Origin of the sequence: Salipaludibacillus daqingensis, assembly GCF_029891575.1 — a bacterium.
Lineage (GTDB): Bacteria > Bacillota > Bacilli > Bacillales > Salisediminibacteriaceae > Salipaludibacillus > Salipaludibacillus daqingensis.
The window spans coordinates 646,216-673,019 of record NZ_JARZHF010000001.1; the positions used below are offsets into that span (position 1 = coordinate 646,216).

Annotated in this window: 26 protein-coding genes; 4 read left to right on the forward strand and 22 right to left on the reverse strand. The window is 36.4% G+C overall.

Annotation, left to right across the window (positions count from 1 at the left end; all coding sequences use genetic code 11):
* Positions 1 to 109: 109 nt before the first annotated feature.
* From QDN89_RS03350 to QDN89_RS03375, 6 genes are all read right to left on the reverse strand, one after another.
* Positions 110 to 1,489 (reverse strand): sensor histidine kinase, encoded by a 1,380-nt coding sequence (locus tag QDN89_RS03350; RefSeq protein ID WP_280768654.1) that lies wholly within the window; start codon positions 1,487 to 1,489, stop codon positions 110 to 112.
* Positions 1,486 to 2,157, reverse strand: a complete 672-nt coding sequence (locus QDN89_RS03355) for a response regulator transcription factor (protein ID WP_280768655.1) — start codon at positions 2,155 to 2,157, stop codon at positions 1,486 to 1,488. Before QDN89_RS03355 ends, QDN89_RS03350 begins: the two co-directional genes overlap by 4 nt.
* A 597-nt stretch (positions 2,158 to 2,754) precedes the next feature.
* The gene (locus tag QDN89_RS03360; protein WP_280768656.1) at positions 2,755 to 3,312 is read right to left on the reverse strand and encodes a GbsR/MarR family transcriptional regulator; all 558 of its coding nucleotides are present in this window, start codon (positions 3,310 to 3,312) and stop codon (positions 2,755 to 2,757) included.
* A 71-nt stretch (positions 3,313 to 3,383) separates the two neighbouring features.
* Positions 3,384 to 6,398, reverse strand: a complete 3,015-nt coding sequence (locus QDN89_RS03365) for an ATP-binding protein (protein WP_280768657.1) — start codon at positions 6,396 to 6,398, stop codon at positions 3,384 to 3,386.
* Entirely contained in the window at positions 6,395 to 7,627 is a 1,233-nt protein-coding gene (locus QDN89_RS03370) for a metallophosphoesterase family protein (RefSeq protein ID WP_280768658.1), read from the reverse strand. Before QDN89_RS03370 ends, QDN89_RS03365 begins: the two co-directional genes overlap by 4 nt.
* A gap of 274 nt (positions 7,628 to 7,901) precedes the next feature.
* Entirely contained in the window at positions 7,902 to 8,273 is a 372-nt protein-coding gene (locus tag QDN89_RS03375; RefSeq protein ID WP_280768659.1) for a hypothetical protein, read from the reverse strand.
* A gap of 171 nt (positions 8,274 to 8,444) precedes the next feature.
* Between QDN89_RS03375 and QDN89_RS03380 the strand changes: the two genes are divergently transcribed.
* On the forward strand, positions 8,445 to 8,630 hold the full coding sequence (locus tag QDN89_RS03380; RefSeq protein ID WP_280768660.1) for a YhzD family protein: 186 nt from the start codon (positions 8,445 to 8,447) through the stop codon (positions 8,628 to 8,630).
* Positions 8,631 to 8,693: 63 nt separating this feature from the next.
* Here the strand turns inward: QDN89_RS03380 and QDN89_RS03385 are convergent, their stop codons facing one another.
* The 4 genes from QDN89_RS03385 to QDN89_RS03400 form a co-directional block, all read right to left on the reverse strand.
* On the reverse strand, positions 8,694 to 9,119 hold the full coding sequence (locus QDN89_RS03385) for a PaaI family thioesterase (RefSeq protein WP_280768661.1): 426 nt from the start codon (positions 9,117 to 9,119) through the stop codon (positions 8,694 to 8,696).
* A gap of 128 nt (positions 9,120 to 9,247) precedes the next feature.
* The gene (locus QDN89_RS03390; protein ID WP_280768662.1) at positions 9,248 to 10,099 is read right to left on the reverse strand and encodes a Cof-type HAD-IIB family hydrolase; all 852 of its coding nucleotides are present in this window, start codon (positions 10,097 to 10,099) and stop codon (positions 9,248 to 9,250) included.
* Between the two features lie 112 nt (positions 10,100 to 10,211).
* The gene (locus QDN89_RS03395) at positions 10,212 to 10,571 is read right to left on the reverse strand and encodes a YlbF/YmcA family competence regulator (protein WP_280768663.1); all 360 of its coding nucleotides are present in this window, start codon (positions 10,569 to 10,571) and stop codon (positions 10,212 to 10,214) included.
* 134 nt (positions 10,572 to 10,705) lie between these two features.
* Positions 10,706 to 11,848 carry a DUF445 domain-containing protein gene (locus tag QDN89_RS03400; RefSeq protein ID WP_280768664.1) on the reverse strand — a complete coding sequence of 381 codons (1,143 nt, stop codon included), beginning with the start codon at positions 11,846 to 11,848 and terminating at the stop codon, positions 10,706 to 10,708.
* 227 nt (positions 11,849 to 12,075) lie between these two features.
* Here QDN89_RS03400 and QDN89_RS03405 point away from each other — a divergent pair, with 227 nt between their 5' ends.
* From QDN89_RS03405 to QDN89_RS03415, 3 genes are all read left to right on the forward strand, one after another.
* Positions 12,076 to 12,294: a DUF5342 family protein gene (locus QDN89_RS03405; RefSeq protein ID WP_280768665.1), complete on the forward strand. Its 219-nt coding sequence runs from the start codon at positions 12,076 to 12,078 to the stop codon at positions 12,292 to 12,294.
* 98 nt (positions 12,295 to 12,392) lie between these two features.
* On the forward strand, positions 12,393 to 13,280 hold the full coding sequence (locus QDN89_RS03410) for a PucR family transcriptional regulator (RefSeq protein WP_280768666.1): 888 nt from the start codon (positions 12,393 to 12,395) through the stop codon (positions 13,278 to 13,280).
* Positions 13,281 to 13,442: 162 nt separating this feature from the next.
* Positions 13,443 to 14,534: an ABC transporter ATP-binding protein gene (locus QDN89_RS03415; RefSeq protein ID WP_280768667.1), complete on the forward strand. Its 1,092-nt coding sequence runs from the start codon at positions 13,443 to 13,445 to the stop codon at positions 14,532 to 14,534.
* 250 nt (positions 14,535 to 14,784) lie between these two features.
* Here QDN89_RS03415 and QDN89_RS03420 read toward each other — a convergent pair whose 3' ends face one another.
* The 12 genes from QDN89_RS03420 to nadB all read right to left on the reverse strand — a co-directional run bounded on the left by QDN89_RS03420 (position 14,785) and on the right by nadB (position 26,760).
* A complete protein-coding gene (locus QDN89_RS03420; protein WP_280768668.1) occupies positions 14,785 to 14,985 on the reverse strand; it encodes an alpha/beta-type small acid-soluble spore protein in 201 nt (66 codons plus the stop codon).
* Between the two features lie 397 nt (positions 14,986 to 15,382).
* Entirely contained in the window at positions 15,383 to 16,033 is a 651-nt protein-coding gene (locus QDN89_RS03425) for a 3-oxoacid CoA-transferase subunit B (RefSeq protein ID WP_280768669.1), read from the reverse strand.
* A 16-nt stretch (positions 16,034 to 16,049) separates the two neighbouring features.
* Positions 16,050 to 16,742 (reverse strand): CoA transferase subunit A, encoded by a 693-nt coding sequence (locus QDN89_RS03430; protein WP_280768670.1) that lies wholly within the window; start codon positions 16,740 to 16,742, stop codon positions 16,050 to 16,052.
* Between the two features lie 12 nt (positions 16,743 to 16,754).
* Positions 16,755 to 18,284 (reverse strand): acyl-CoA carboxylase subunit beta, encoded by a 1,530-nt coding sequence (locus QDN89_RS03435; RefSeq protein WP_280768671.1) that lies wholly within the window; start codon positions 18,282 to 18,284, stop codon positions 16,755 to 16,757.
* A gap of 22 nt (positions 18,285 to 18,306) precedes the next feature.
* Complete coding sequence (locus QDN89_RS03440; protein ID WP_280768672.1) at positions 18,307 to 19,083, reverse strand: enoyl-CoA hydratase-related protein; 777 nt, start codon at positions 19,081 to 19,083, stop codon at positions 18,307 to 18,309.
* A 4-nt stretch (positions 19,084 to 19,087) separates the two neighbouring features.
* Entirely contained in the window at positions 19,088 to 19,987 is a 900-nt protein-coding gene (locus tag QDN89_RS03445) for a hydroxymethylglutaryl-CoA lyase (protein WP_280768673.1), read from the reverse strand.
* Between the two features lie 13 nt (positions 19,988 to 20,000).
* Positions 20,001 to 20,219 carry an acetyl-CoA carboxylase biotin carboxyl carrier protein subunit gene (locus QDN89_RS03450; RefSeq protein WP_280768674.1) on the reverse strand — a complete coding sequence of 73 codons (219 nt, stop codon included), beginning with the start codon at positions 20,217 to 20,219 and terminating at the stop codon, positions 20,001 to 20,003.
* A gap of 139 nt (positions 20,220 to 20,358) precedes the next feature.
* The gene (locus QDN89_RS03455; protein WP_280768675.1) at positions 20,359 to 21,690 is read right to left on the reverse strand and encodes an acetyl-CoA carboxylase biotin carboxylase subunit; all 1,332 of its coding nucleotides are present in this window, start codon (positions 21,688 to 21,690) and stop codon (positions 20,359 to 20,361) included.
* Positions 21,691 to 21,760: 70 nt separating this feature from the next.
* On the reverse strand, positions 21,761 to 22,912 hold the full coding sequence (locus tag QDN89_RS03460; RefSeq protein WP_280768676.1) for an acyl-CoA dehydrogenase family protein: 1,152 nt from the start codon (positions 22,910 to 22,912) through the stop codon (positions 21,761 to 21,763).
* A 411-nt stretch (positions 22,913 to 23,323) separates the two neighbouring features.
* Positions 23,324 to 24,427, reverse strand: coding sequence for a quinolinate synthase NadA (gene nadA / locus QDN89_RS03465; RefSeq protein WP_280768677.1), 1,104 nt, complete (start codon positions 24,425 to 24,427; stop codon positions 23,324 to 23,326).
* Positions 24,420 to 25,271, reverse strand: a complete 852-nt coding sequence (nadC, locus tag QDN89_RS03470; RefSeq protein WP_280768678.1) for a carboxylating nicotinate-nucleotide diphosphorylase — start codon at positions 25,269 to 25,271, stop codon at positions 24,420 to 24,422. Before nadC ends, nadA begins: the two co-directional genes overlap by 8 nt.
* Positions 25,237 to 26,760 carry an L-aspartate oxidase gene (nadB, locus tag QDN89_RS03475; RefSeq protein WP_280768679.1) on the reverse strand — a complete coding sequence of 508 codons (1,524 nt, stop codon included), beginning with the start codon at positions 26,758 to 26,760 and terminating at the stop codon, positions 25,237 to 25,239. Before nadB ends, nadC begins: the two co-directional genes overlap by 35 nt.
* Positions 26,761 to 26,804 lie beyond the last annotated feature (44 nt).

The window sequence follows — 26,804 nt, forward strand, 5'->3', positions numbered from 1 at the left end:
TTCATAACTGGGATATTCGCAAAGTAAACACTCTTTCTTGCTAAATTGATCGAATCAACTTCAACATTTACATAAGCCTTATGAAAATAACAAACAACTCGAAACCATATTATCGTGGTTTCGAGTTGTTATCTTGCAATTCCTTCGTTTTTGGTATCACCATTGTAAACGTTACACCATTTTCTTCATTTTTTACTTTTGGGTAACCGCCATGAAGCTCACAAATTCGTTTGACTATAGCTAGACCTAATCCAAATTGGCCTTTATTTCCTTTTCTAAAAGGGGTAAATAAATGCTCCAGCTCATCATCTGGAATGTTTTCTCCATTATTCGTAACTTCAATGGAAATATAGTCGTCTCCATCATCTATTGCTTTAATTTCAATGCTGTCAATAGCGTAACGAAGTGCATTTTCTACTAGGTTCTCTAATAGAACGCCTAATTGTTCCTTGTCACCTAAAATCATCACTTGATCACCTTTTACAGATATATTGACTCCTTCTTTTGCAAGACGAAACCTTCCTTCCACGTGATAAGCAATGGATCCAAATGGGAAATCAACCATATTCATCGGTGCTTCTTTTAATGAATCTAATTTTGTATAATATAACATAGCTTTCACTCGTTTTTCCATACGATTGGATTCTTCAATAATAACATCCATCGTTTGTTCCATATTCTCCTTTGGTAGAATACCATCTTTTACAGACTGAGCATAACTTTTGACGACCATGATTGGTGTTTTCAATTCGTGAGAAGCATGCTGAATAAATGTTTTTTGAGCAGAATCAAATTTAATTAAGTTTTGCCTCATTTGCTCAAATTGATTGGAGAGCTTTTCGAAATCTTCATCACCTTCCCAATGAAAAGGTTCTTTCCAATTTCGATCAGCGATTTGTTCAAAGTGGTTTCCTAAGCTTGTTAATGGTTGTTTCAAATAGTGTTTCAACCAAAAAGCTGGTACTAAACTCATTAGACTTGCAAATAACATAATGTAACTTAATCTTCCCCATAAACGATTGACCATTTGGTCACGGTAAGTATCCCACATATAAGAAATATGGTACGCTTCTCCACCGGTAGTATATACTTTATAAACGACATAAAACAATGTCGCTTCGTTGTATGTTAATTCATACCGCCCTCTTCTTGTCAGTTGCTCTTGGGCCCGGTCACCCATTTCCCGAAGTACTTCACTTGGGACAGGATCTCCTTCAATAGTTCCAAATTGATTCATTAAAAACACATTTCCCACAGATCGTTCAGCCTCACGCCTTTCAATAAAGTCAAGTTCTGTATGAGGAGGGACCAAATACTCACCAAAAGGGTTCGTATGACGATTTTGCTCTTGCTCAATAATTCGATACGTTTCTTCAGTCAACGTACCTTTCAACGAAATGGGATAAATCACACCTATTAATAAAGCAACCATTACTAATATGGAAATAAAAGAAAACCAAATTCGTTGTGTTAAATTCAATCGAATCATGAAGATAAAACCCTATACCCATATCCATAAAGTGTTTCAACATGGACACGGGGAAGCTTTTTCCTTACTCGCCTAACCACATCATCTACAGCTCGTTCAGACCCAAAATAATCTGTTCCCCATACATACTCAATAATTGTCTCTCGTGATAATGCATCTCCTAAATGAGAAGCTAACAAAATAATTAAGTCCATTTCTTTTGTTGTTAACTCGATTGGCTCCTCATTATCGTGAACAGTTCTGGACTTAGGATCAATAATGTAACCATTTAGTTCAATTGCATCTTCCTCTTGCACCTCAGGTGGATACACACGGTTTAATAACTTTTTTGCTCGAATAAGCAATTCTTCTGGTAAAAACGGCTTTGCTAAGTAATCATCACTACCAAGTTCCAATCCTAATACTCGGTCCAAATCTTTGTCTCTTGCTGAAATGAAAATAACTGGAGTATCCCCTTCACTTTTTATCGATTTAAGTAACTGATATCCATCCATTCCTGGGAGCATAATATCTAATATCCATAAATGTGGTGGTTGTCCAATACTATCAAAAGCTTCTTTTCCATCTGTAAAATGTTTGACTTTCCAACCTTCTTTTTCCATATACGCCTTGATGACTTCTCCTAAATTTTTCTCATCTTCGACTAAATATACTGAAAATTCGTTCATGGTCATCATCCTTTGTTTTGCTTTTTATAAATGACTATAACATTTTTGTGATTAAGACTTTGTTGTCGTTGAGCTGTTATTTTTGAAAAATTTTTCCCTTGTTCTTCCAGGTGAATTACTCAGAATTCCAACAACATTGCGGTTATATAAAAGTGTCCTTACTTAAATTATACCTTATTCTATACTTCTCTTTTAAAAAATTTATTATTATCTCCTTTTGTCAAACTAAGTTTAATACAAAAGTGTGAGAAATTAAAATAAAACAACATTTTTACATATATTTTGGCTATTTTTGTTATAAAGAGATAGGATATAAATTAAACTGCTTGCGGGCGTCTGGCTTACTTTTTTTTCGGACTTTAAAAAGAATACGTTACGATGCTATATTTTAAAAAAGCTGCCCCTCATTTTATGGACAGCTTTCATTCACTATATAGTGGAATCTGCAACCCACCTTAAGCTTGCCCCTTCCCTTGTGAGGGCTGTTCTGATTCATTCTTTCGTCGGAGTATCGAGATTCGCTCCCACTTACCTTCGTCAGTAAATATCAGTTATTTTTATTGATTCAGCATGGAGCGAAAATAATCGCATGGAGGTCTACTCTTTTGGAATAATAGAATAAATTTCTCCAGATTCCACCACTTCAACAAATCGAAGCAACCATTGATAATAATTATTTGCATAATCAATTCTTTCAATCGCTTCATGAATTTGATTAATTAATTCTTGTTCCTCCACTTTTTGCAAAAGTTTTTCCAATTCTTCTTTCGCTTCCCCTGCCTCCTCAATATTTGTTTCCGTTGCTTTCTTCCATTGTCTTGAGAAAAGTGCAGAGAAACTTTTATGCCAATCTTGTTCCGTTTGGTATAAGTCTTTTCTTACACCACGTTTAAACACAGGTTCAACCATTTTCATATTGGTTAATGTACGAACGCCTGTACTCATGCTAGTTTTACTCATACTTAATGCATCCCGCATATCATCGAGCGTCATAGGCTTATCAGAAAAGTAGAGAGTTCCATAAAGACGACCAATCGAAGGTGTAATGCCGTATAACTCCATATTTTTGGCCATACTTTGGATAAATTCATCTTTTTTTTCTTCAAATTGATTCCAATTAGCTTGATTCACCTGATCACCATTCTTCTCATACAAAGAGAAAACCTCCATCATCCACACTATCTATAAATTGATTTTACCAAAAATATCTATTTGGTTAAAGAACATCATTGAGATAGAGTCAAAGAATGAAACGAAGTCTCTTGACTTCCCATTGATATGAATTCTTCTTTTATATGTTCATGACATGTGAACAATAAGATTTGTCTATATCTAGACAAATCAATCAATAATTTAATCACAGACGTTCTTCTACCTTTATCCATATTAACGAACGTTTCATCTAAAAACAACGGATAATCAGTTTTAATGGAATCTTCTATAGCAAGTGCGAGGCGAATCGATAAATAAAGAAGTTCACATGTACCTCTGCTTAAATCGCTAGGATTAAATCGTTGTCCATCATCTCTTTCAACGATAAATCTCTCTTCTCCTAATGGAGCAAATAAATAACAGTACTTATTTGATGTTAACTCAGTGAATATCGTTTGAGCTCTTTTCATTACTTTAGGTTGTCTTTCTTTTTCGTAAATCGCTTTTACTTTAGTTATCATATATTGACTCGTTTTATAAATAGCCCATTCTTTTCCTTTGGCGTTCATCTTTTCTTTTAAAGTCATATATCGCTGAAGTTGTTCTTCATACGTACCTTCTTCTTCAAGCTGAAGAAGTTCTATTTTCAGTTGAGCATTATTATGCAGCAAATCATTCTTTTCTTGGTCCAATTTATTGATTTGCTGATCAATCGTCTCTTTTACAACGGTAAGATCTTTTTGTTCATTAATAATATCTTCAATGAACTGAGTCCGTTCTACTTCATTTGGAATACTGGAAACAATTTGAAGATTCCATTCACTTAACTTTTCTTCCAATTCATTTTGTTGCTTAAATAACTCTGCTTTTTCTCGAAATGCTTCTTCTTCTTCTACTCCTGCATATAACAACAGATTTTCTAGCTCGTTTTTCAATAATTTCTTCTCTTCTTTCGTTTCAAGTAATATATTTTTATGAGTCTCCAACTTATCGTTTAGCCTTTGTTGTTTCTCTTTTTGATCATTAACAAAATCAAGATGTTGTCGCAATTTTTTCACTAAGTCTTCAATAGAGGATTGTTGATTATTATGGAGAGATAGTTTTGTTGCGATACGTATCACTTTATTTTCATAGTTGGACCTCATTTTTATTATTTGCTCTTTTTTCTTACTTATCGAAGCAGCTTTACTATCTAACTGTTTCCACTCTTTCACGCTTGGTAAGAATCGATCGTAAAAGAGAACGTCTCTACCTTCAGGCAAAGCCCCTACCACACACCAATCTTGCAATTGCTTATCAAATGTTATCCATTCTTCTTGTACTTCATTCCAATCATCTCGCCATTGATTTAATTTATCTTGAATATATATGTTTTTTTGTTTGATGCTATCTACTTTAAATTTTATATCTTGGTGATGTTTTAATAATTTTTCCACATGTTCATCGTTGAAATCTTTGGACTGTTGTTTCTTCATACTATCAATGTTGTCACGAAGCTTCGTCAACTTTTCTTGGAGTTTTCCGTCTTCTTGTTTTCTTAAATTTTTTATTTTGAGAAGAATAAAAAACATGATAGAACTTACCATTAGTAAAATTGTAAAAGAAACGATATCCATGGCAAATATACGCATGATAGCAATAATGATTAATACTATCGAAGTAACAAAAAGCGCTTTTGTAGTCGCCTGCCCTCTTTTTTCTTTTTCCTCTCTATCTTTTTTTAACCAATCAAACTGATCAACAAGCAAAGATTTATGTTGCTCCAACGTTGCGCTATTTTTCCCTTGCATGACTTTTGATTCAAGTTCTTTTATTTCCGAAGTTGATAAGAGTTGTTTCTTGTCATTCTCCAATTGGTTGACGGTCATCTCTTGTTCTCTGTCTAACTTTTTCTTTTCTTCGTTTAGTCTTTCGTTTTTTGTTTGAAGAGATTGCCATTTCGATTTCAATTGCTCATATTTTTCTAGAATATAACCATTTACATTGGTAGCCATAAATACATCTCGTTCAAATGGTTTCCAATCTTTCTCTATTTTTAATTGTTGATTTCTAAGTTCCCTTTCATCAAATTCAAGTTGTTTTTCTTCTTCTTTCATATTTTTATAAAGAGGAATTTCTTCTATTACTTCGGTCATTTCTAATTTTATAGTTGATGGTAATTCATCAAAATATAATGATTGTTGCTGATCAATCAGTGTATCTACCTGTCCTTTTTCATGAGATAATCGAGCTTCTTTTTCAGATAACCTTTCCTTCAATTGGTTTAATCGTTGAATACCATCCAAAGGAAATTTGCTTATTTTTTGTACCTGATCATGTTGAAGCTTTAATGCGTACCAATCTCGAATGAGAGGTGATAGTGATAGTTGTTTTTCATTTTTTCGCCATTTCTCTTGAAGAACCACTTGTTCAGAGGAGATTTTAGTTAAAAGATCTTCGTTTTTTTGTACATTTTTTTGAACATTTTCATATTCATCAAGTCGTTCCTCCCATTTTTTTACACTCTGTTTCATCTCTGCTAATTGGTTAGCCATTTCATTTATTGTCGTTTTTTTTCCCTTTGGTTTAAATAAACGATCCGACTCTTGTTCAATTGTTTTTTCTAAAGAGGATAATTTATTTGCTCCCATCATTCCTGCATCATATAAGTAACGACTCAACTCTTTCGGTGTCAAATCCTTCATTCCTTGGAGTCCCTCTAGATCAAAATGAAAAACCCCTTTGAAAGTGGTCATGTCCATTCCTTTTAATAAAGATTGAAGATCATTTTCATCACCAGACCGACCATCCGGATATTGAACAGTTAACTTTCCTTTTTGTGTTTTGCCTGCAATTCGTTCCACAAAAATATTTTTATATGGAGAAATATCAAGTAAAATTCCTCCTCCATACCGATCAGTTTCTCTTGGTATATACTGATTTTCACGTTTAGTTGGGAACCCAAAGAAAATCGCATGAATAAATGCCATTAACGTTGATTTTCCTGACTCATTCCCTCCTAAAAAAAGATCAAGTCGTTTGTCTGTTAAATCCCATTTTTGATCGATCCATTTACCAAATCCATAAATATGTATATTTTTTATTCTCATAGACCCTCCCCCTCTTCTAATAAAGTTGTGAGGATCATTGTTTCAGCTTTGTCAATAATATCCTGTTGCTCTTCTTTTGTTAAAGTATCAATATACGAGCGGATTTTGCGATGGGTATAGAGAGGAGATAAAATTTCCTCTATTTCATTTTGTTCCGTCTTCATTTCTTCTCGTAATCGAACAACATCTCCAAGTAAATGGTCTTGCTTTCTCCATAACTCTTTTTGAAGTTCTGGCTTTGTTTCAATTCTAATTCGATCGATCCAAACGTTCTCATTAGCCATCTCTTCATAGATTAATGTCTTCAATTCCTCACCGTTTTTCTGATGAGATAATTGTTCATGCAAAATTCCGTTTCCTTCGATAGTTAATATAATTATTGTTCTTTGAGTAAGCTGTTCAGCCATATCCTGCACCTTTTCAATAAGCTCATCCACTTTTTTTAATCCTGTTATAGAAAGGAGAATTTGTTCCCATCGAATAGGTGACGTTTCAATAAATGTTAAATCACAGGACGAATGAGATAATTCAACGTAATATGCACCTTTTGCTCCCGTTTCTTTCCGGTGAGATCCTTGAATATTTCCAGGATAAACGATGGCTGGCTGTCTTTTTAACACTTGTCTGTGATGGACGTGTCCTAGTGCCCAATAATCAAATTCTTTTTCTACCAACGATTTTACTGTGAAAGGTGCATAAGGATCATGACCTTCTTGTCCTTTTTCTTGTCCATGAAGAAGACCAATATGATAAGCACTTTCTTCAGATTCTATTTTATTGTATAAAGGAAGGGGATTTTCTGTATAAGCCGACTGTGGATAACTAAATCCATAAATGACTACTTTTTCTCCATCAGACGTTTTATGTATTTTATGCGAAACATCTTTCGGGAAAATATATACATTTTCCGGCATATCAATCAATGTATCCACCGATGTTAATGGATCGTGATTTCCATGAATTACAAAAATCGGTATCGAAGCATCCAGTAATTTTCTTGCCTGTTTTTTCAAAAACCATTGCCCTCGAACAGATCGCTTTTTCTGATCATACACATCCCCACTTATCAATACGAAATCCACTTTTCTTGAGATTGCTTCGTTAATAATCCCTTCAAACGAATGGTATGTAGCTTCTACAGCTTGTTTAATAAATGATTCATTCATGTCAGCTGTCGTTTGAAACGTTCTACCTAAATGAAGGTCTGCGCAATGCATAAACCGAATCATGATTCTGTCCCTCCTTTAATTATTAATCTATTTTATAGCGGTTTTCTAAGAGCTTCCTGCTTTTTAGTATATCATAAAAGCGAATGGACGTTCGTTCAATAAGGAAATTCAACGCCTATTTAAACTCGGCTAAATGATAGCCGAGTTTAATATTCCGAATTTCTTAGAAACACCGCAAATTATACTTCATAGTTGGTTTCAACCATTTATTTATTTTTTATATTCAACGAAACTGTGTAAACTCTTTTCACCTGTATCATTTACAACTCTTACCTTAAAAATAAGGTAGTGTTGAAAGGGCAACTAATGCAGCTAGTGGCAATACAAGCCTTTGAAAACGTTGAGGTGGATAATACGGATATAGCGGGTAGGGTGGATATTGCGGATAATATGGATAACCATAACCTGGATAATATTGTCTTTCTTCCATTCCCCCTCCATATCCATAGCTGAAGCCTCCATCATTTGGTAGATTGTTCATCATCATTTCACCATAATTCTTTCCCCCTATAGGAACAGCGAAAGAAACATATTCGTCATCAACAGACTCAACAATGGCATCAAATTGCTGCTGATCTTTTGTTGTAACAAGAACATATTTGTGTAAATGTTGTTCACAATGGTTTTTCATATCATGGGTATTCATCTCATCTCCTCCTTCACTGCCCAGTCTATTCATCTAAAAAATATACGTGAATATGAAACGAAAAAAATATTAAACTTCCATGCATTAAAACCTTCTAGATCCGGAATAGTTGAGAGATATAAGAAATCGTAGTAAACTGAATGTATATTCATTCATTTGAGGAGGGTAACGATGGCAAAGTATTTTTTAACTGCATTTAGTAAAACAGGAGAACACCTTTTGAACGAAGTAATTGAAGCAGGAACTGATAAAGAAGCTTCTGAAAAAGGGGTCGAACGATTAGAAGCTGAAAACTTATTAGAGAACCCGAGTCGCGTCGCCAAATCTTCAGGAGGACTCGTCCATTTTCATCCATAAACAACAAGCAGGCCGTTTTATATAACGGCCTGCTTGTTTTACTTAACGTTATTCACAACTGAGTTAAACCGTATAAAACGTTCCGGTAACTTTACTTAATAAGCGTTCTTGATCGTCTTCAATCCTACATTCAACAAATTGTACTTGCTTTCCTTTTTTAATAAAATAAGCTTTTGTAATTAACTCTCCTGTTTTTGTTGTTCTGAAAAACTGAGTTTTTAATTCAAGTGAGACAGATGGCTGGTCACCAAAGGCTGCACACAAATGACCCATTGCTGTATCTGCCATATATGTAATGATCCCCCCATGAATATAACCTACTGGGTTATACATTATTTCAGAGATTGGTGCTTTTACAACAACCATTTCTTTTTCTTCATCATACTCAAAAGAAAAGTCTAATAAAGAGTACATAAATAATTGAGGTGTTCCATCTTCATGATCTTGTAAAGCTTGTTTGAAACGGTCCATCATTTTTCTCTCGTCCATCTTCTCGCTCCTTTCTTCTTATCTTTCTATTATATCTTCTTTTTCCATTTAATTCATTTATGATAAGTTTTTAATATAATCAAAAAAACTGTCTGCAAATTATTTGCAGACAGGAAGTATATTATCAATTAATTTTCAACTTCTACTCTTAATTGTTTTCTAAACACTTCTTTCACCATGTATGCTACACCACTTTGATCATTTGACCTCGTAATCCAATCTGCTACAGATTTCACGGAATTAGGCGCCTGACCCATTGCTACACCTAAACCTGCTTGTGCAATCGCCTCTTGATCTCTTTCATCTGATCCAATAAATACTGTTTCTTTTGGTGATATTTTTAAACGATTTGCTAAACTTTGAAGAGCGACAGCTTTTGATGCATTATCATGAGTGATATGCAGTTCTCCTTCACTACTAAGGAGAAATTTCACACCGTTTACAGTATCATGGAGCTCCTCCATCGCATCCTCTCGTTCCCGTTTATTCCAAAACTCCACGCGTATATTTAATACACTTAATGGTTGATCAATTAAGCGATGGCTAGGAGATTCCACATAGTGAGTTGGATAAAATAACGGATCGTTTAACTGAAGATTCACGCGAGATATAAGCTGTTTCTTTTGCTTTGTTTTATTTGCTATCGCATATTTCTCATGAAACAACCGAAAGTGACAGTGATAATTTTCTAAAATATCGACAATCTGATAGACCGTTTCTGCGTCCATTCTTCTTTCAAATACAGGTGTTGTTACGTCAGAAGCTAGGAAAGCTCCATCATGGGTAATGAAATATGCTGAAGATAACTTCAACGATTTTGCAATTTTCTTAGCGGAAAGATGTGATCTTCCTGTTGCTAATGTCACGTAAACCCCTTTGTCCTTAACAAATTCAATGGCTTCTTTCGTCTCCTTTGTTAATCGATGATTCGATTTTAAAAGGGTTCCATCGATGTCTAGCGCTAGTAAGCGATATGCCATAGTTGTTCAGCCCCCTCAATTACAGTGATTGATATTATATATGAGAGCGGACAAGGGATTAGAACAGAAAAGCGACTAGGAACAAATGGTTCCTAGCCGCTTCATCATTATATTAACCTTCTTGTTCTTGATCGACTCCGTAAAGTCCTTCAAGAGGTTCCGTGATAATTTTGTTCAATTCACCAACTAGTTGGCTCATGCGTTGTTCTTCTTCCATAAGCTTAGAAATCACTTCGTGTTGTTGAACAAGTTCAAACTGCTGTTGCGCACTTTGAATTTCTTCTTCAGTGATTTGCTCACCTTGCATTTGTTTTTGTTGAAGTTCCATTTGAACTTGGCGGAAATTATCAAGCATACGCTTCGCAACTTCATCTCCATTAACTTCATTGTGCAAGTCACGTAACTTCGTGAACTCTTCACTTTCTTTTAATTCTTTTGCTAATTCATGTGCCTTATCATAAGGGTTAGCCATTACAATTGTCCTCCTTCAGTTTTTATGTACGCTTTTGTTAAATTTATCAGTTATATTAATAAAAATACGTACATATGTGGACTCTTAACAGACTATAACATGAATTTATTGTGAATTCATCCCGTACAAGCTTTTTATGTAAAAAAAACAATGAACATTCCTTGAAAAAGCCCTACAATTGCTCCAATCAATGCTCCTAAAACAGCAATTAATTTCAATTCTCTTTTGGCAATCATGAGTAACATTTGCTCTAATCGAGAAAGAGGAAACTGATTAACTTCAGCAACAACAATTTCTCTAATCCCTATTTTTTTAATCATTGATTTAATATAACGTGACAAAATCAATGACGCTGATGCCATGATAGAAGGTAAAATCGTTTGTTGAATCATCATTTCATATTTTTTACTCCACTCATGCAGAGGTTGTCCCCATTCTCCAACAATTGGTACATTTCCTACGACCGACATACTTAAAGACTCTACTTTTTTCTCAATCCATTCATCATCAACATATTCAGAAGGTGATTTAGCAATACTTGCCTCCCACTCTTTCACTAACAAACTTGTAAGTAATTCCTTCGTATGACTTTCCCGTAAAAATCTAATAATTTCTTTTGATAATGCAGAAGAGAGCGAAAACCGATGAGCCATCTTCCCAAACATGCTTGTTACACTTCCTTTTGACTGAAAAAATCGTCTAACCATTTGATCCATTTGCTTGATACCTTCTTCTGATTCCAAATATTCTTCTGTTTTCCAAAGAATATTGTCTGCAACTAGAGGAATTTTATCTTTTACTTGGTTTTGCCATGATTTTGGCATCCATTCATTTACTGGACGGTCTTTATAATCATAAAACCAGGACATTAATTTAGCTTGAAGTCCACTTTCAACAGATTGACGGAAAGATCCTAGTTGGTCCTTTCCATCTAAGTGTTCTTCCAACCATTGGTCTAACGTTCTCTCCTCTTGTAGTAGTTCATTTATTGCCGACGACAGGCGATCTTCCATCTCTTTAAGAAGAAGACCATCTTTTAGTTTTTCTTGGATACCTTCTGGTGTAACAAGATGTTCTTCTACCGTTTTCCCTAGACTCTCTGCAATCTCTCCTCTTCTTTTTGGGATAAGCCCAGGAGTAAAAGGAAGTCGAACAGAACCTATATTTATAGCTTTAAATGGCCTAAATAACATTCGTATGGCAATCACATTTGTCCCACCACCGATAATTGCACCTATAAACATTAACATTAGGATGATTGTAAGCTCATTCGTCATTGATGGACCCCTCTTTTCAAAACATTAGTAACAACTCTAATTTGGTTTTTATCTGTACCCATTTAGTATATATCCTTCCATTCCCAGTTTTAATAATAATCAATCCCGTGAAAACAATGTCATCCATATAATTCAATTTTTATCACTTGTCTTTAACTTTTCTTCCAACCTGCATACCTTCGTGTTACGATATACACAATATTGATAAAGTTCTAGGAGGAAAACCATTGCTAACACATTTTCAACTAAAAGAAATAAAAAATAATATGATTAACCAAGAATGGGAATTTTCTTTTTACTATAACAAATCTTTGTATCGTGGGAAATATTATAAGGACGGACAAATTAAGTGGCTTTCACCTTCATCAATGAAAAAAGAGGATGAAAAATTCTTGTCGTCTTGTGTTCATGATTTAATGTTATATCATGTTTATGAAGACCACTAACTTTGTCATTTACAATCATTCCTATCAAATACCGCATTAACACTTAATATAACTACCTTCAAAGCCATTCATGAAGAAAAAGAAAGGACGTATGGCTCATGCTTGACCGATTACAACGTTATTATGCACATGCGATTAACGTGGATCACCTTCATCCAGAAAATCGTCTATCACTAATTTTATCTAACGAACACAAACTCACATTAGATAAGCGCAAGTTAACGAAACAAGAAATTGACCTTTTAAAAACATTATTTCATAGTGAAGACAATTTTGTTTTCTTCGGTAATACCCAAGATAAACTCATTCACGATTGGTTGATCGCAAAAAAAGATATTTCTCAAGAAGAAATAGCCAAAACGATCACCACACCTGTTCGCTTTATTCATTTTTTTGTCTCTGGTGAAGTTGCAGAACATGAAGAATTCTCCATAGCAGTCAAAGGCCTATTTCCAGCATCTAAATCATTAATTTGGACAAGCAAATCGGAAGGGTTTTTCATTCAACAAATTGACTCAGAATTTGATGATGACTTACCTATTGAATCAATCATCGATACAATAACGACTGATTTTTTTATTAATATTTCTTTTTACATTGGATCTCCTATTCCAACGTTTTCGGAAATTCCTGAACGATACCATTGGGAAGATCACTTATACAAGCAAGTGAGGGAAAGTTTTCCACGGAAAGGATATTTCGTTGAACAAGACATTACAATCCATTATTTATTGCATAGTGTTCCAGAACAAAATTTATCGATGATTACGAAATTACTAGATCCTGTTAAAGATGATAAAACACTGCTACACTCGGTTAAAACATATTTAGAGTGCAATTTAAATGCGTCTTTAGCCGCGAAAAAATTATACATGCATCGAAACACATTACAATATAGAGTGGATAAATTCATTGAAAAAACTTCGATGGATATTAAACAGTTTCCTAACGCTGTCTCTGTTTATATTATGCTGTTATCACACTAAAGTATGGAGCTTATCGATATACCACACTGAAATCGTTTGCAAAGTGCACAAAAACGGTTTCTTTTTTTTGTGCACTTCGTCAATAGAATTGAAAACCCTTTCAGGATAAACTGTACTCAGTGCTTAACAAATATACGAATAGAAAAGCAGGAGGTTTTTTTCATGGCAGATATTAAATTTGACGGACTTTACAAAATTTATGATGGTGATGTACAAGCTGTAACTGATTTCAATCTAGAAGTTGCAGATAAAGAATTTATCGTTTTTGTCGGACCATCTGGTTGCGGTAAATCAACAACGTTACGAATGGTTGCAGGACTAGAAGACATTTCTAAAGGTTCTCTATATATTGGAGACGATAAAGTAAACGACGTAGCTCCAAAAGACAGAGATATTGCGATGGTTTTCCAGAACTATGCTCTTTACCCACATATGAATGTATATGAAAACATGGCGTTTGGTTTGAAACTTCGCAAGTTCAAAAAAGAAGATATTGATAAGCGTGTTCGTGACGCTGCTCAAATCCTCGGACTAACTGAAATGCTTGATCGTAAACCAAAAGCAATGTCAGGTGGACAACGTCAGCGTGTAGCCTTAGGGCGTGCGATTGTTCGTAACCCAAAAGTTTTCTTAATGGATGAGCCTTTATCTAACTTAGATGCTAAACTTCGTGTAGCTATGCGCGCAGAAATTATCAAACTTCACCACCGCTTACAGACTACAACGGTTTACGTAACACATGACCAAACAGAAGCAATGACAATGGCAACACGTATTGTTGTCATGAAAGATGGGTATATTTATCAAGTTGGTGCACCAAAAGAGATTTATGATTATCCGGAAAACGTCTTCGTTGGTGGATTTATCGGATCTCCTGCAATGAACTTCTTGAACGGAACCTTGAAAGACGGTAACTTCTACTTAGGAGAATTCGCCGTAAAAGTTCCTGAAGGAAAACTTAAGTTACTAGAAAAATATAATAACAAAGAACTGATCTTAGGTATTCGTCCAGAAGATATTCACGATGAGCCTGTCTTCTTAGACGCTGCTGAAAATTCTAAATTCGAAGCAACAATTGATGTCGCGGAACTTATGGGTGCCGAATCTTACCTATATTCTAAAGTAAGCGACCAAGACTTCATCGCTCGCGTTGACTCTCGCACAGACGTAACGAGTGGAAATAAGTTACAACTTGCTTTTGACATGAACAAGTGTCACTTCTTCGATCCAGAAGATGAACAGCGCATTCGATAAATTTCATAATTTAAGTTCCTATAAGGCCCCTTTTACATGAGGGGCCTTTTTTACATTGTGCGATCCAGTTTAGTTTGTTTTCATTATCAACGTTTGTTCTTTCAAACCGAAAGGAAGAAACCCTTTCTTTTACTTCCTTTCACCGCCGACCTGCTCGCTATTCCGACGCTATACGCATGCTTTCACACATTATCTCAATAAAAATAAAAGGAATGGATTTCTCCATTCCTTACAGCCATGTATTCAGTTATTATTGTTGACCATTGAATTGCTGTTCAGCCATTTGTACTAAACGCTTAGTAATTTCTCCTCCAACAGAACCGTTTGAACGAGAAGTTGCATCAGGTCCAAGTTGAACACCGAACTCTTGAGCAATTTCATACTTCATTTGATCCAAAGCTTGCTGTACACCAGGTACTACAAGTTGATTTGAACTATTGTTATTAGCCATGTTTGATCACCTCCTATCGTAAACATAGTTTGTATCATTCTCAGCTGTGTATGTACTATAGTCCTTAGTAATATTTAGAATCTTATTTGTAAAGTTTTCTATTTCATTACTATTGCAAAAATCAAATTACCCAATTTTAAAAAAGCTAACACAGCAAATAATACTTAATAGCTAAAACATCTTTAATATTCCTCATAAAAAAAGAACCATTCAGGTTCTTTTTTTAAGTAGAACATTTTGGAGTTATTTTTTTATCAGTTAGTTATTATCATCCTATGTCCTATAAAATTGCTGCTATGCAAAGGATATTAGGATATTGCTCAAATTTTCTTCAGGGTAAAGGTTTATTCGATCAATGCAAAAGTCACCGACCTTTTGCTTCGCTTAGCTTTATGTTTTAATTAGTCGCATTATTTAGTGTTGCACCCGTGATCGCTTGAATCTCGTCAAATGAACTATCATCTAAAATTTCCACTAATTCCAAACCGTCGTTTCCCACATCTATGACTGCTCGATCAGTAATAATTCGATTCACAACTGCTTTACCAGTTAGAGGAAGAGCACATTGTTTAAGGATTTTTGGTTCTCCAGCGCGATTCACATGATCCATTATGATGACTACTTTTTTTGCGCCATGGACTAAGTCCATCGCACCGCCCATCCCTTTTATCATTTTCCCAGGAATCATCCAATTCGCTAAATCACCGTTTTCAGCCACTTCCATCGCACCTAAAATCGCTACATCAATGTGACCACCTCGAATCATTGCAAATGACTCTGCACTGCTAAAATAAGCTGATCCTTTAGCAGCTGTTACCGTTTCTTTTCCTGCATTTATCAAATCAGCATCTAATTCTTCTTCTGTTGGATATGGACCAATACCAAGGAGACCATTTTCTGACTGAAGCATGACTTGTTTGTTGTCAGAAATATAATTTGCCACCATTGTTGGCATTCCAATTCCTAAATTAACATAGTTGCCATCTTGTATTTCCTTTTCCGCTCTTCTTGCAATTTTTTCTCGCATTGCTTTGCGATCCGCACTCATATTAATCACCCCTCGTTTATGCTTCCTTCACAGTTTTACGCTCAATTCGATTTTCTTGGTCTCCTTGTATTAGCTTATTAACGTAAATACTAGGTGTATGAATATGTTCAGGGTTTAATTCACCAGCTTCGTGCAAATGTTCTACTTCAGCAATTGTTACATTTCCAGCCGCTGCAATCATTGGATTAAAGTTTTGCGCAGTTTTCCGATAAATTAAATTACCAAATGTATCGCCTTGATGAGCTCTGACAAGACTAAAATCACCTTTTATGGCTTTTTCCATCACGTACTCTTTGCCATCAAACATTCTTGTCTCTTTTCCTTCAGCAATTTTCGTTCCAACACCAGCCGGAGTATAAAATGCCGGAATACCTGCTCCACCAGCGCGAAGACGTTCAGAAAGTGTTCCTTGTGGGACAAGTTCTACTTCTAACTCTCCCGATAGAACTTGTCTTTCAAACTCTTTGTTCTCTCCAACATATGAAGCATAAATTTTATTTATTTGTTTGTTTTTCAAAAGCAAACCTAATCCCCAGTCATCAACACCACAGTTATTGGAAACAATGGTTAGATTCTTAGTTCCTTTCTTTTGAAGGGCTTTAATGAGGTTTTCAGGGATACCACATAGACCGAAACCACCTACTAAAAGCGTTGCTCCATCATGTATGTCAGCTACTGCTTTATCAAACGAATCATATATTTCTTTCATTCCGACTCCTCCTTACACAGGATATACAGGGTGTTTTCTAGATGAAAACATTTGATCTTTCGATTCATACATTTCAAAACGGTCAACCAATTCTTCTCTCAGCTCATCTGCAGGAACAATGGCATCAACAATTAGTTCTGATGCTAAACGATAAATATCAATATTTTCTTGGTATTCTTTTCGTTTTTCTTGAATAAATGCCGGACGTTCTTCTTCAGGAAGAGATTGAATTTTATTAGCATAAACGGCATTCACTGCGGCTTCCGGCCCCATTACAGCAATTTGTGCTGATGGTAATGCAATACAACAATCGGGTTCGAATGCAGGTCCAGCCATAGCATATAACCCTGCACCATATGCTTTTCTCACTACAACAGAAATTTTAGGCACCGTTGCTTCCGACATGGCTGAAATCATTTTTGCTCCGTGGCGAATGATTCCAGCTTTTTCCACTCTTGTTCCAATCATAAATCCTGGTACATCTGCCAAAAATAACAGTGGAATATGATAAGCATCACATAACGTGATAAACCTTGCTGCTTTATCCGCGGAGTCGTGAAACAAAACTCCACCTTTTTGTTTTGGTTGATTAGCTATGATACCAACGGCTTTCCCATCCATTCTTGCAAAACCAGTTATTAATTCTTTGGCAAACAACGCTTTCATTTCAAAGAAACTGCCTTCATCGATGAGTCCATTGATAAGATCAAACATGTCAAAAGCAGCATTTTGGTTTTCTGGAATGATATCTTGTAACTTTTTCTCTTGGTGGATAGGGCTCTGCTTCGGTTTAACATCTGTTTTCATTTCATAATTAGATGGAAAATAAGAAATATAGTCTTTCGCTCGTTGGATCGCCTCTTCTTCTGATTTCACTAAGATATCTCCACAACCAGAAATAGAACAGTGCATTTTCGCTCCGCCCATTTCTTCAAGTGATACTTTCTCTCCAATCACCATTTCTGCCATTCTCGGTGAACCTAAGTACATAGAAGCATTTCCATCGACCATCATGACTACATCACAAAAGGCTGGAATATAAGCGCCACCAGCTGCTGATGGACCAAATAATAAACATACTTGCGGGATCATGCCAGACAATTTCACTTGATTGTAGAAAATTCTCCCTGCCCCTCGTCTACCAGGGAACATCTCGATTTGATCGGTGATCCTTGCTCCTGCTGAATCAACAAGATAAAACAATGGAACTTTCATTTTTTCTGCGGTTTCTTGAATACGTATGATTTTTTCGACTGTTTTAGCACCCCATGAACCTGCTTTTACAGTAGAATCGTTAGCCATGACGCATACTGTTTTCCCTTGCACTTTTCCAATTGCAGTTACAACACCATCAGCCGGCAGACCTTCCGCTTCACCGTTAGCAAACTTCCCATCTTCCCGCCATTCTCCTTGATCAAATAGAAGAGAAAGTCTTTTCCGGACAAACATCTTGCCTTTGCTTTCATTTGCTTCGTGATATTTCTCTAATCCTCCTTTTTCAATTTCTTTTACTCGCTCTTCCCATTTTCGATCTAACTTCATCTATGTCACTCCTCCTGTTCAGCTACTCTCCCTTGAATTCTGGTGCCCGTTTCTCTTTGAAAGCAGCCAGCCCTTCAAGTCGGTCTTTCGTTGGGATCACTTTTTCATATGCCTCTGTTTCTAACTGCAACCCGTGATCTAAATCTGTTTCCATCCCTCTATTTATCGCTTGTTTTGCTTGGGTTATCGCTATTGGTGCTCTTTGACTGATTTCATAAGCAAGGTCCATTCCGACATCTAGAAGTTCTTTACGATACGTAACCCTCAATAACAGTCCTGTTTGTAATGCTTCTGTTGCCGTTAAATTACGACCTGTATAAATCATTTCTTTTGCTTTATGAACACCAATTACTCTAGGAAGGGTTTGTGTCCCTCCACCACCCGGAATAATACCCAGACTAGTTTCAGTTAAGGAAAAATTTGCATTTTCTGAAGCGATTCTTAAATCACAAGCTAAAGCCAATTCAAGTCCACCACCAATTGCCGCTCCATTTATAGCTGCAATAACAGGTTTTGGAAAGTGATGGATTTTCTGAATCATCGTTCGGATAAGAGCTACCGCTTCACGAACATTGGATTCATCCATCCCTGCTCTTTCTTTCAAATCAGCACCAGCAGAAAAAACTTTCTCTCCTGCTCCGGTAATGAGAAGAACTCGAATAGAAGGATCTTCTTTCCATGTTTCTAATTGATGGACGATTTCTTCAAGCATTACTTTTGATAAAGCATTAGCAGCTTCAGGACGGTTTAATGTCAGTTTGCCTATACCATCTTTTTTATAAATTAAAATCGATCCCATAAATTTATCCTCCTTCGAATAATTTTAATTGGTGACTAGGTAAGGTTTCTCCAAAAACCCCTTCGATATAGGAAGCCGCTTTCAAAAGTTTATGGACATCAATCTCTGAGTTCATTCCCATTTCATGAAGCATAAACAGTAAATCTTCACTAGCAACATTACCACTCGCCCCTTTTGCATATGGACATCCCCCAAGCCCTCCAATAGAGCCATCATATATGGTTACCCCAGCTTGTAATCCAGCTAGAGCATTTGCTAATGCCATACCTCGTGTATCATGAAAATGAAGGGCAAATTTGCCGATACCGAATTCCTTGTGTAACTCGGTCATGACAGACTTCACTTGTTTTGGATTGCCAATTCCGATCGTATCACCTAACGATATTTCATAAATACCCATGGATAACAACTGATCACAAACCTTTTTCACTTCATCGATGGCAATATGCCCATCATAAGGACACCCAAACACCGTCGATACGTAACCTCTCGTTTTTTTGTTTGAAGAGCTTGCTTCATTCACAACTTCTTTTAAAACATCATAGGTTTCCGTAATAGATTTATTTATATTTTTTTGATTATGTGTTTCACTAGCAGACATGAAAACTGCAAACTCATCAGCATCTACTTTCAATGCTCGCTCAGCACCTTTGATATTTGGAACTAATGCAGCATAAGTTACGTCTTGGTTTCGTTTTATTTGGTTAAACACTTCTTCTGCATCTGCTAAGGCTGGAATCCATTTTGGATGGACAAACGAACTGACTTCAATATAGGAAACACCAGTTTGACTTAACAGATCAATCCATTCGACTTTTTTCTCCGTAGGAACGAAACGACTTTCATTTTGCAAACCATCTCTCGGTCCAACTTCTTTGAATGTTATCTGTTTTGGAAGATCCATTGGAAGCACCTACTTATTTTGTTTTCAACGTTAATAAAACATCTTCTTCATTTACAAACGAACCTTCTTCTACGGATATTTCATCAACAATGCCTTCTTCTTCAGCTGAAATAGGAATTTCCATTTTCATCGATTCTAAAATGACCACTTCTTGGCCAACCTTCACTTCATCACCAGCGGCAACTTGAATTTTCCATACATTACCTGCCATCGTTGTTTTTACTTGTTTCAATCTAATCGCCTCCATAAACTCTTATCATTAACATCATGTTTCCAACCTTTTTCATCCTAGTTTAACTCCAAACGCTTAACAAGGACGGTTTCTTATCACTCAATAAGCTAAGTCGACAAAAGAGAGCGTTTACAATTCTCTATCTTTGTTGAACAAAATGAGTGGTAACTTTTCCATTTTTAAATCGATCATCTTCTAATGTGCTGACTAGCATCGGAATATTGGTTTTAATTCCTACTACCGTTGCCTTAGATAAACATTCTTTCATTAAAGTAATACATCTGTCTCTCGATTCACCATAAGCAATGACTTTTCCAATCATTGGGTCGTAATAAGGCGTGACGATAGTTCCAGTACGAACGCCAAAATCATATCTTATTCCTTCCATTTCTGGAAAAGACCATTCACTAATCGTTCCTGGTGATGGGAAAAATGTCTTTGGATCTTCCGCATATATTCTCACTTCGATGGCATGACTAGATTTTCCTTCTGATCTTTTCTGTTCAGCGATTGGTTCCTTTTCAGCTAAACGAATCTGCCATTCAACAAGATCAATTCCTTCCGTTTCTTCTGTTACAGGATGCTCGACTTGAAGGCGTGTATTCATTTCTAAGAAATAGATATTTTCTTGCTCATCCACTAGAAATTCAACGGTACCCACATTTGTATAATTGAGCGCTTTCCCTGCTTTAATAGCTTCTTCAAGCAACGATTGATTTCCTCTATCGCTAAACTGATTTGGAGGCGCTTCTTCAATAATTTTTTGATGACGTCGTTGAATGGAACAATCTCGACTGCCGAGTGCTATCAATTCTCCTTGATGATCTCCAGCAATTTGAGCTTCGATATGTCTCGGTTGTTCCACATATTTCTCTAAAAATATTTGCGATGATCCAAAAAATGTTTCGGATTTTTTAACAACAGATTGGACGGCTTTCATAACCTCATCCTCATGTTCTACTTTTTGCATCCCAATTCCACCACCACCAGCAGCAGCTTTAACCATTATTGGAAATCCGATTTTCCGACTTGCTTTAATGACCGTTTCTTCTTCAATATTCGTTAATGTGATCCCTGGTATAACAGGAACACCAGCTTTTTTCATCATCTCAATGGATTGAACTTTATCTCCCATTTGTTCAATTGCTTCAGGTGAAGGCCCGATAAAAGTCATCCCTAAATCAGATACTTTTCTAGCAAACCCTGCATTTTCTGATAAAAAACCATAACCAGGATGAATCGCATCCACTTCTGCTTTTTCAGCTATCGCTAATATGTTTTGTTGATTTAAATAGCTTTCATTTACTCTTGCCCCGCCTACGAGATAACTTTCGTCGGCCATACCGACATGAATATGATCCTGATCTGCTTCAGAAAAAATCGCTACCGTTTTTATCCCTAATTCTTTACATGTTCGTATGATACGACACGCTATTTCACCGCGATTCGCAACTAAAATTTTCTTTATCATAAAAAGCCTCCTTAGCATAAACGATTAAATTATAAATCAATTAGTATCTAAATCATTGCTTGCGTTTTATTTAGGACTTCGGACAACCAATTTCCCGGGCAATGACCAACCTTTGAATTTCCGATGTTCCTTCCCCAATTTCCATCAGCTTTGCATCACGTAAATATCTCTCAATACTGTACTCTCTCATGTATCCATAGCCACCATGTATTTGTAACGATTGATTACACGCTCTTGTAGCAGTTTCTGATGCAAATAGTTTAGCCATCGCAGCTTCTTTTTTGAAAGGTTTTTTATTATCTTTTAACCAAGCAGCTTTATAAATCATGTTGCTTGCTAACTCCAATTCCATTGCCATATCTGCTAATTTGAATTGAATAGCCTGAAAACTACCAATTACTTTTCCAAACTGTTTTCGTTCCTGACTATATGCTAGCGCTGCTTCATAAGCTGCTCTTCCTATTCCTAACGCTAACGCAGCGATGGAAATTCTTCCTCCGTCTAATGTATACAAAAATTGATGAAATCCTTTATCAGCATCTCCTAATATATTTTCTTCAGGTACTTCCACATCTTCTAATACAAGTTCTGTTGTATTTGACCCTTTTACACCCATTTTTTCGTATTCACTTCTAATTGTTAATCCCTTTGAATCTGTTGGAACAATAAAAGCTGAAATTTTCTTTTTACCTTTCTTATCTACTCCGTTTACCGCTGTTACAATGACGGTGCGAGCAAAACTAGTATTTGTAATCCAGCACTTCTCCCCATTGATGACATAGCGATCTCCTTTTAATTCTGCTTTCGTTCTTGTTCCACCGGCATCAGAACCAGCATTTGGCTCTGTTAATCCAAATGCACCTAAACTCTCTCCTTTTGCAAGTGGTACAAGGTGTTCTTGCTTCTGTTTCTCGGTACCAAATGCATAAATTGGTGATGCACCTAACGAAACAGCCGCTGCATAGCTCAATCCAGTACTTCCGCATGCTTTTCCTATCTCTTCGACAGCTAAAATGTAAGACATCGTGTCGCCACCTGATCCCCCATATTCTTCAGGAAAAGGGATTCCCATCAAACCTAACTCTCCCATTTTATGAAACGTTTCTATTGGAAACTCTCCTGTTCTATCCACTTCTTCCGCTTTTGGAGCAATTTCCTTTGTAGCAAAATCACGTACCATATCTCTAATCATCCGTTGTTCCTTTGTAAATGAAAAATTCATCTCAACACTCCTCTTCATTTGATGTAAGGGTTTACATTATTAATTAAAAAAAAATTCTGTTCTTCCCGTCATGATGAAAGATACTACTCTCCCTTCAGCCAATTAACATCTATTAGCTCGACGGCATCTGACCTGATAAAGTTCACATTTACAAAACCTTTGTTACCAGCCGAAGAGAATCTGACTGAGCATTCGTTCAGAATGATAACAAACCATTACTTATGATTATAGATACTTAATTTTGAATTGTAAATATATTTCTAATATTTCTAAATTTGTGAAAACATGCACAGCAAATAACTGTGCATGTTTTCAGTAGACTTTTTATTCATTACTACTCTTACTAACTATCCGATTTTATAAGGTGTTTTAAATTACACCTCCATTTTTTCACAAAAACCGAGGAATGATTCAGATATGAAGCATTCGTTCAATCGCTCTTCTGGCATCCAAAGCAATTTTCTCGTCCACTTTAATTTGATTTGTTAGCCTCCCAGCAAACACTTCGTCTAACGCCCAACTAAAATGAGGTAAATCGATGCGATTCATCGTTAAACAAGGACACATTTCTGGATTTAAAGAAGTAATCGATTGCTCTGGAAACGTTTTTTCTAATCTCTTTACTAAATTCATCTCTGTTCCTATCGACCATTTTGTTCCAGCAGGTGCCTTTTCCACTTGTTCGATAATGAATCTCGTGGATCCTGCTAAATCTGCTGCTTGCGTTACTTCCCAGGAACATTCTGGATGAACAAGAATTTTCCGTTCAGGATCTTTTTCACGTAGCTGATTCACATGGTCCATCCGGAAATTTTCGTGCACAGAACAATGCCCTTTCCACAAAATCATCTTCACTTTTGATAAGTCTTCTGACTCTTCAATTACTTCTTTTATTGGATTCCAGACGACCATTTCATCTAAAGGAATTCCTAAGTCATAAGCCGTATTCCGTCCTAAATGTTGATCAGGCAAGAAAAGAATTCGTTTTTTCTGGGAGAAAGCCCATTCCAACATCTTTTTAGCGTTAGAAGATGTAACTGTCGCTCCGCCATGTCGACCAACAAACGCTTTTATATCTGCTGACGAATTGACATAGGTTAGTGGGATAATTGATTCACCAAATAAATCCGTTAAATGCGACCACGCCCGCTCTGTTTGTTGTTTATCTGCCATGTCAGCCATCGAACAACCCGCTCTTAAATCAGGCAAAATCACCGATTGATTAGCATTCGTTAGAATATCCGCTGTTTCAGCCATAAAATGAACACCGCAAAAGACGATGAAAGACGATTGTTGATTGTTCGCTGATACTTGAGCTAATTGAAGAGAATCACCTGTTTCATCGGCAAATTGAATCACATCATCTTTTTGATAATGATGACCTGGGATAAATAAATCTTTCCCTAACTGGCGTTTTCTTTCTCGTATTCTCTCGATTAACTCTTCATCACTCATTTGTTTATATGAATTTGGTAAATGTGGTTGTACAGCTTCGAATAAACCGGTTTTAAGCATGAGTCGCACCTTCCTTTAAAAGAATATCTAAACTAATATCTAATGATTGCGCGGAATGTGTTAAAGCCCCCATGGAAATAACATTTACACCCGTTGTTGCATAGTCACGAATCTGACTGACTGTCAATCCTCCAGAAATTTCAACTATAATATGAGAAGGAATCTCTTTGCACCATTTCGTAGCATCTTCGACAGAACAATTATCGAGCATGATAACGTCTGGTTCTTCAACGATCGCTTCTTTCAACTGCTCAAACGTTTCTACTTCCACCTCAATTTTCGTCATATGCCCGGTTACTTCTTTTACTTTTTGCAATGCTTTAGAAACTGAACCTGCTTTGGCAATATGATTATCTTTAATTAATACAGCATCATCAAGACCAAATCGATGGTTTTTCCCCCCACCACAGCGAACAGCATATTTTTCAAGCATGCGAAGTCCAGGAGTCGTTTTTCTCGTATCACTGATATAAACACCAGTTCCTTCTACTTCTTTTACCGCTTGCTTTGTTTTTGTAGCAATAGCAGACAGTCTTTGTACAAGATTAAGCACAACCCTTTCGGAGCTTAATAAGTCAACGATAGGACCAGAGACTTTGGCAATCACGTCCCCAACGTCGATCTCTTCCCCGTCGCGTTTCAATATATCGACAGTAACCTCGGTTGAAAATAATTCATATGCTGCCAGAATGATTTGTTCCCCACAAAAAATACCTGTTTGTTTCGAAATAAAGACAGCTTCCGCTTGTTCATTTTCAAAAATAGCCTGAGAAGTGATGTCTCCAAATCCGATATCTTCTTGAAAAAAATCAGCCAACTGTTGTTTTAGCCGGTGTTTGTTCATACAGTTTCCTCCCCTTTTTCTCTTGTCTGAAGTGAGCTCCACAACTTGTTTCATTTGCTAAAGCAGCTTTTGCTGTTAGAAGGGAGGTTATCATCATGTTTGATATTTCCAACTCTTCTTTGCTCCAGTCATTTCGCGGTCGACACATCCAAACGTGTGTATCATATTTTTCAATCCATAAAATAAATTTTTGTAATGTTAATCCATTTCGAACAACTCCTAATGCAACGGATACCCGCTTTTGAACCTCTTTTTTAGAAGGGACTTTCGGATGGTAAAGCTCCTTTCTCTTCCTATCCTTCATTTTAGGTTCTGATAATATCAAGTGATTTTTTGCGATCCATTCTCCTGTTCGTTCGCCAAATACAATGGCCTCAAGTAGAGAGTTACTTGCAAGCCGATTCGCTCCATGAACGCCATTACAAGCGACTTCGCCTACGGCAAATAATTGAGAAATGGACGTTTGTCCATGTTCATTCGTTTTTATGCCTCCCATATGAAAGTGAGCACCAGGTCGAATTGGTATTTTTCCTTGCTTCCAATCGACACCTGCCGTTTCACATAACTGTGTAATTTGCGGGAATCGTTTAGAAAACTCTTTAATGGATGATATATCTAAAAATAGCTGATCTCCTTGTTGGACATGTGAAAAAAGCTTTCTAGCTACTACATCTCGAGGCGCAAGTTCTTTTAATGGATGAACTTTATCCATTACACGTTTTCCAAATTGATTGATCAACGTCGCTCCTTCTCCTCTTAATGCTTCGGAAGCTAATCCAACTGCTTTCCCTTGAGAAAAGATTAACGTTGGATGAAATTGAACATATTCCATGTTCATTAATTCCGCTCCTGCACGATGGGCAATCGCAATACCATCTCCGGTTATATGATGATCATTACTCGTTTCTTGGAATAACCCTCCGATTCCACCAGTTGCTATGACTGTTTCGTTTGCATAAATCGTTGTCAATTTAGCATTATCATCTATAAATGTGGCCCCATAGCACGTTCCATTTTCAACGATTAAATCAATCGCTGCATGGTTTTCTATAACCTCTGCTCGATTTTTCACAAGCTTCGAGAAAAATTCCATCGTTCTTTTACCTGTTTGATCTCCGCCTGCGTGAACAATTCTTCTCTGCCCGTGTGCCCCTTCTTGTGCAAAAATGACCTGTCCAGAAGCATCTTTATCGAAACACAACCCTTCGTTCATCCATTTTTTTAATCGGGTTGCTCCTTCTTTCACAAGAATGCTCACCATCTTGCGGTCATTAATTTCGCATCCTGCCTTCAACGTATCTATTTGATGAAGAAGTGGAGAGTCTGTTCTACCTAGTGCAGCAGCAATTCCCCCCTGCGCTTTCCATGAATTCCCTTCCTTCGTTGATCCTTTCATTACCATTGTTACTGTCAAATGATCAGGGAGTTTTAATGCGCACATGATTGCCGCAAGACCTCCTCCAACAATCAAAACATCTATTTTTTTCATTATCCCACCTGCAATCTTTACATCTGTCTTGACACCTATGTTTA

What these genes read in the sequence shown, in the direction of transcription:
- QDN89_RS03350 (WP_280768654.1), bottom strand. Translation starts at nt 1,489, where the DNA reads ATGATTCGATTGAATTTAACACAACGAATTTGGTTTTCTTTTATTTCC.
- QDN89_RS03355 (WP_280768655.1), bottom strand. Translation starts at nt 2,157, where the DNA reads ATGAACGAATTTTCAGTATATTTAGTCGAAGATGAGAAAAATTTAGGA.
- QDN89_RS03365 (WP_280768657.1), bottom strand. Translation starts at nt 6,398, where the DNA reads ATGAGAATAAAAAATATACATATTTATGGATTTGGTAAATGGATCGAT.
- QDN89_RS03370 (WP_280768658.1), bottom strand. Translation starts at nt 7,627, where the DNA reads ATGATTCGGTTTATGCATTGCGCAGACCTTCATTTAGGTAGAACGTTT.
- QDN89_RS03375 (WP_280768659.1), bottom strand. Translation starts at nt 8,273, where the DNA reads ATGAATACCCATGATATGAAAAACCATTGTGAACAACATTTACACAAA.
- QDN89_RS03380 (WP_280768660.1), top strand. Translation starts at nt 8,445, where the DNA reads ATGGCAAAGTATTTTTTAACTGCATTTAGTAAAACAGGAGAACACCTT.
- QDN89_RS03385 (WP_280768661.1), bottom strand. Translation starts at nt 9,119, where the DNA reads ATGGACGAGAGAAAAATGATGGACCGTTTCAAACAAGCTTTACAAGAT.
- QDN89_RS03390 (WP_280768662.1), bottom strand. Translation starts at nt 10,099, where the DNA reads ATGGCATATCGCTTACTAGCGCTAGACATCGATGGAACCCTTTTAAAA.
- QDN89_RS03395 (WP_280768663.1), bottom strand. Translation starts at nt 10,571, where the DNA reads ATGGCTAACCCTTATGATAAGGCACATGAATTAGCAAAAGAATTAAAA.
- QDN89_RS03400 (WP_280768664.1), bottom strand. Translation starts at nt 11,848, where the DNA reads ATGACGAATGAGCTTACAATCATCCTAATGTTAATGTTTATAGGTGCA.
- QDN89_RS03410 (WP_280768666.1), top strand. Translation starts at nt 12,393, where the DNA reads ATGCTTGACCGATTACAACGTTATTATGCACATGCGATTAACGTGGAT.
- QDN89_RS03415 (WP_280768667.1), top strand. Translation starts at nt 13,443, where the DNA reads ATGGCAGATATTAAATTTGACGGACTTTACAAAATTTATGATGGTGAT.
- QDN89_RS03420 (WP_280768668.1), bottom strand. Translation starts at nt 14,985, where the DNA reads ATGGCTAATAACAATAGTTCAAATCAACTTGTAGTACCTGGTGTACAG.
- QDN89_RS03425 (WP_280768669.1), bottom strand. Translation starts at nt 16,033, where the DNA reads ATGAGTGCGGATCGCAAAGCAATGCGAGAAAAAATTGCAAGAAGAGCG.
- QDN89_RS03430 (WP_280768670.1), bottom strand. Translation starts at nt 16,742, where the DNA reads ATGAAAGAAATATATGATTCGTTTGATAAAGCAGTAGCTGACATACAT.
- QDN89_RS03435 (WP_280768671.1), bottom strand. Translation starts at nt 18,284, where the DNA reads ATGAAGTTAGATCGAAAATGGGAAGAGCGAGTAAAAGAAATTGAAAAA.
- QDN89_RS03440 (WP_280768672.1), bottom strand. Translation starts at nt 19,083, where the DNA reads ATGGGATCGATTTTAATTTATAAAAAAGATGGTATAGGCAAACTGACA.
- QDN89_RS03445 (WP_280768673.1), bottom strand. Translation starts at nt 19,987, where the DNA reads ATGGATCTTCCAAAACAGATAACATTCAAAGAAGTTGGACCGAGAGAT.
- QDN89_RS03455 (WP_280768675.1), bottom strand. Translation starts at nt 21,690, where the DNA reads ATGATAAAGAAAATTTTAGTTGCGAATCGCGGTGAAATAGCGTGTCGT.
- QDN89_RS03460 (WP_280768676.1), bottom strand. Translation starts at nt 22,912, where the DNA reads ATGAATTTTTCATTTACAAAGGAACAACGGATGATTAGAGATATGGTA.
- nadA (WP_280768677.1), bottom strand. Translation starts at nt 24,427, where the DNA reads ATGCTTAAAACCGGTTTATTCGAAGCTGTACAACCACATTTACCAAAT.
- nadC (WP_280768678.1), bottom strand. Translation starts at nt 25,271, where the DNA reads ATGAACAAACACCGGCTAAAACAACAGTTGGCTGATTTTTTTCAAGAA.
- nadB (WP_280768679.1), bottom strand. Translation starts at nt 26,760, where the DNA reads ATGAAAAAAATAGATGTTTTGATTGTTGGAGGAGGTCTTGCGGCAATC.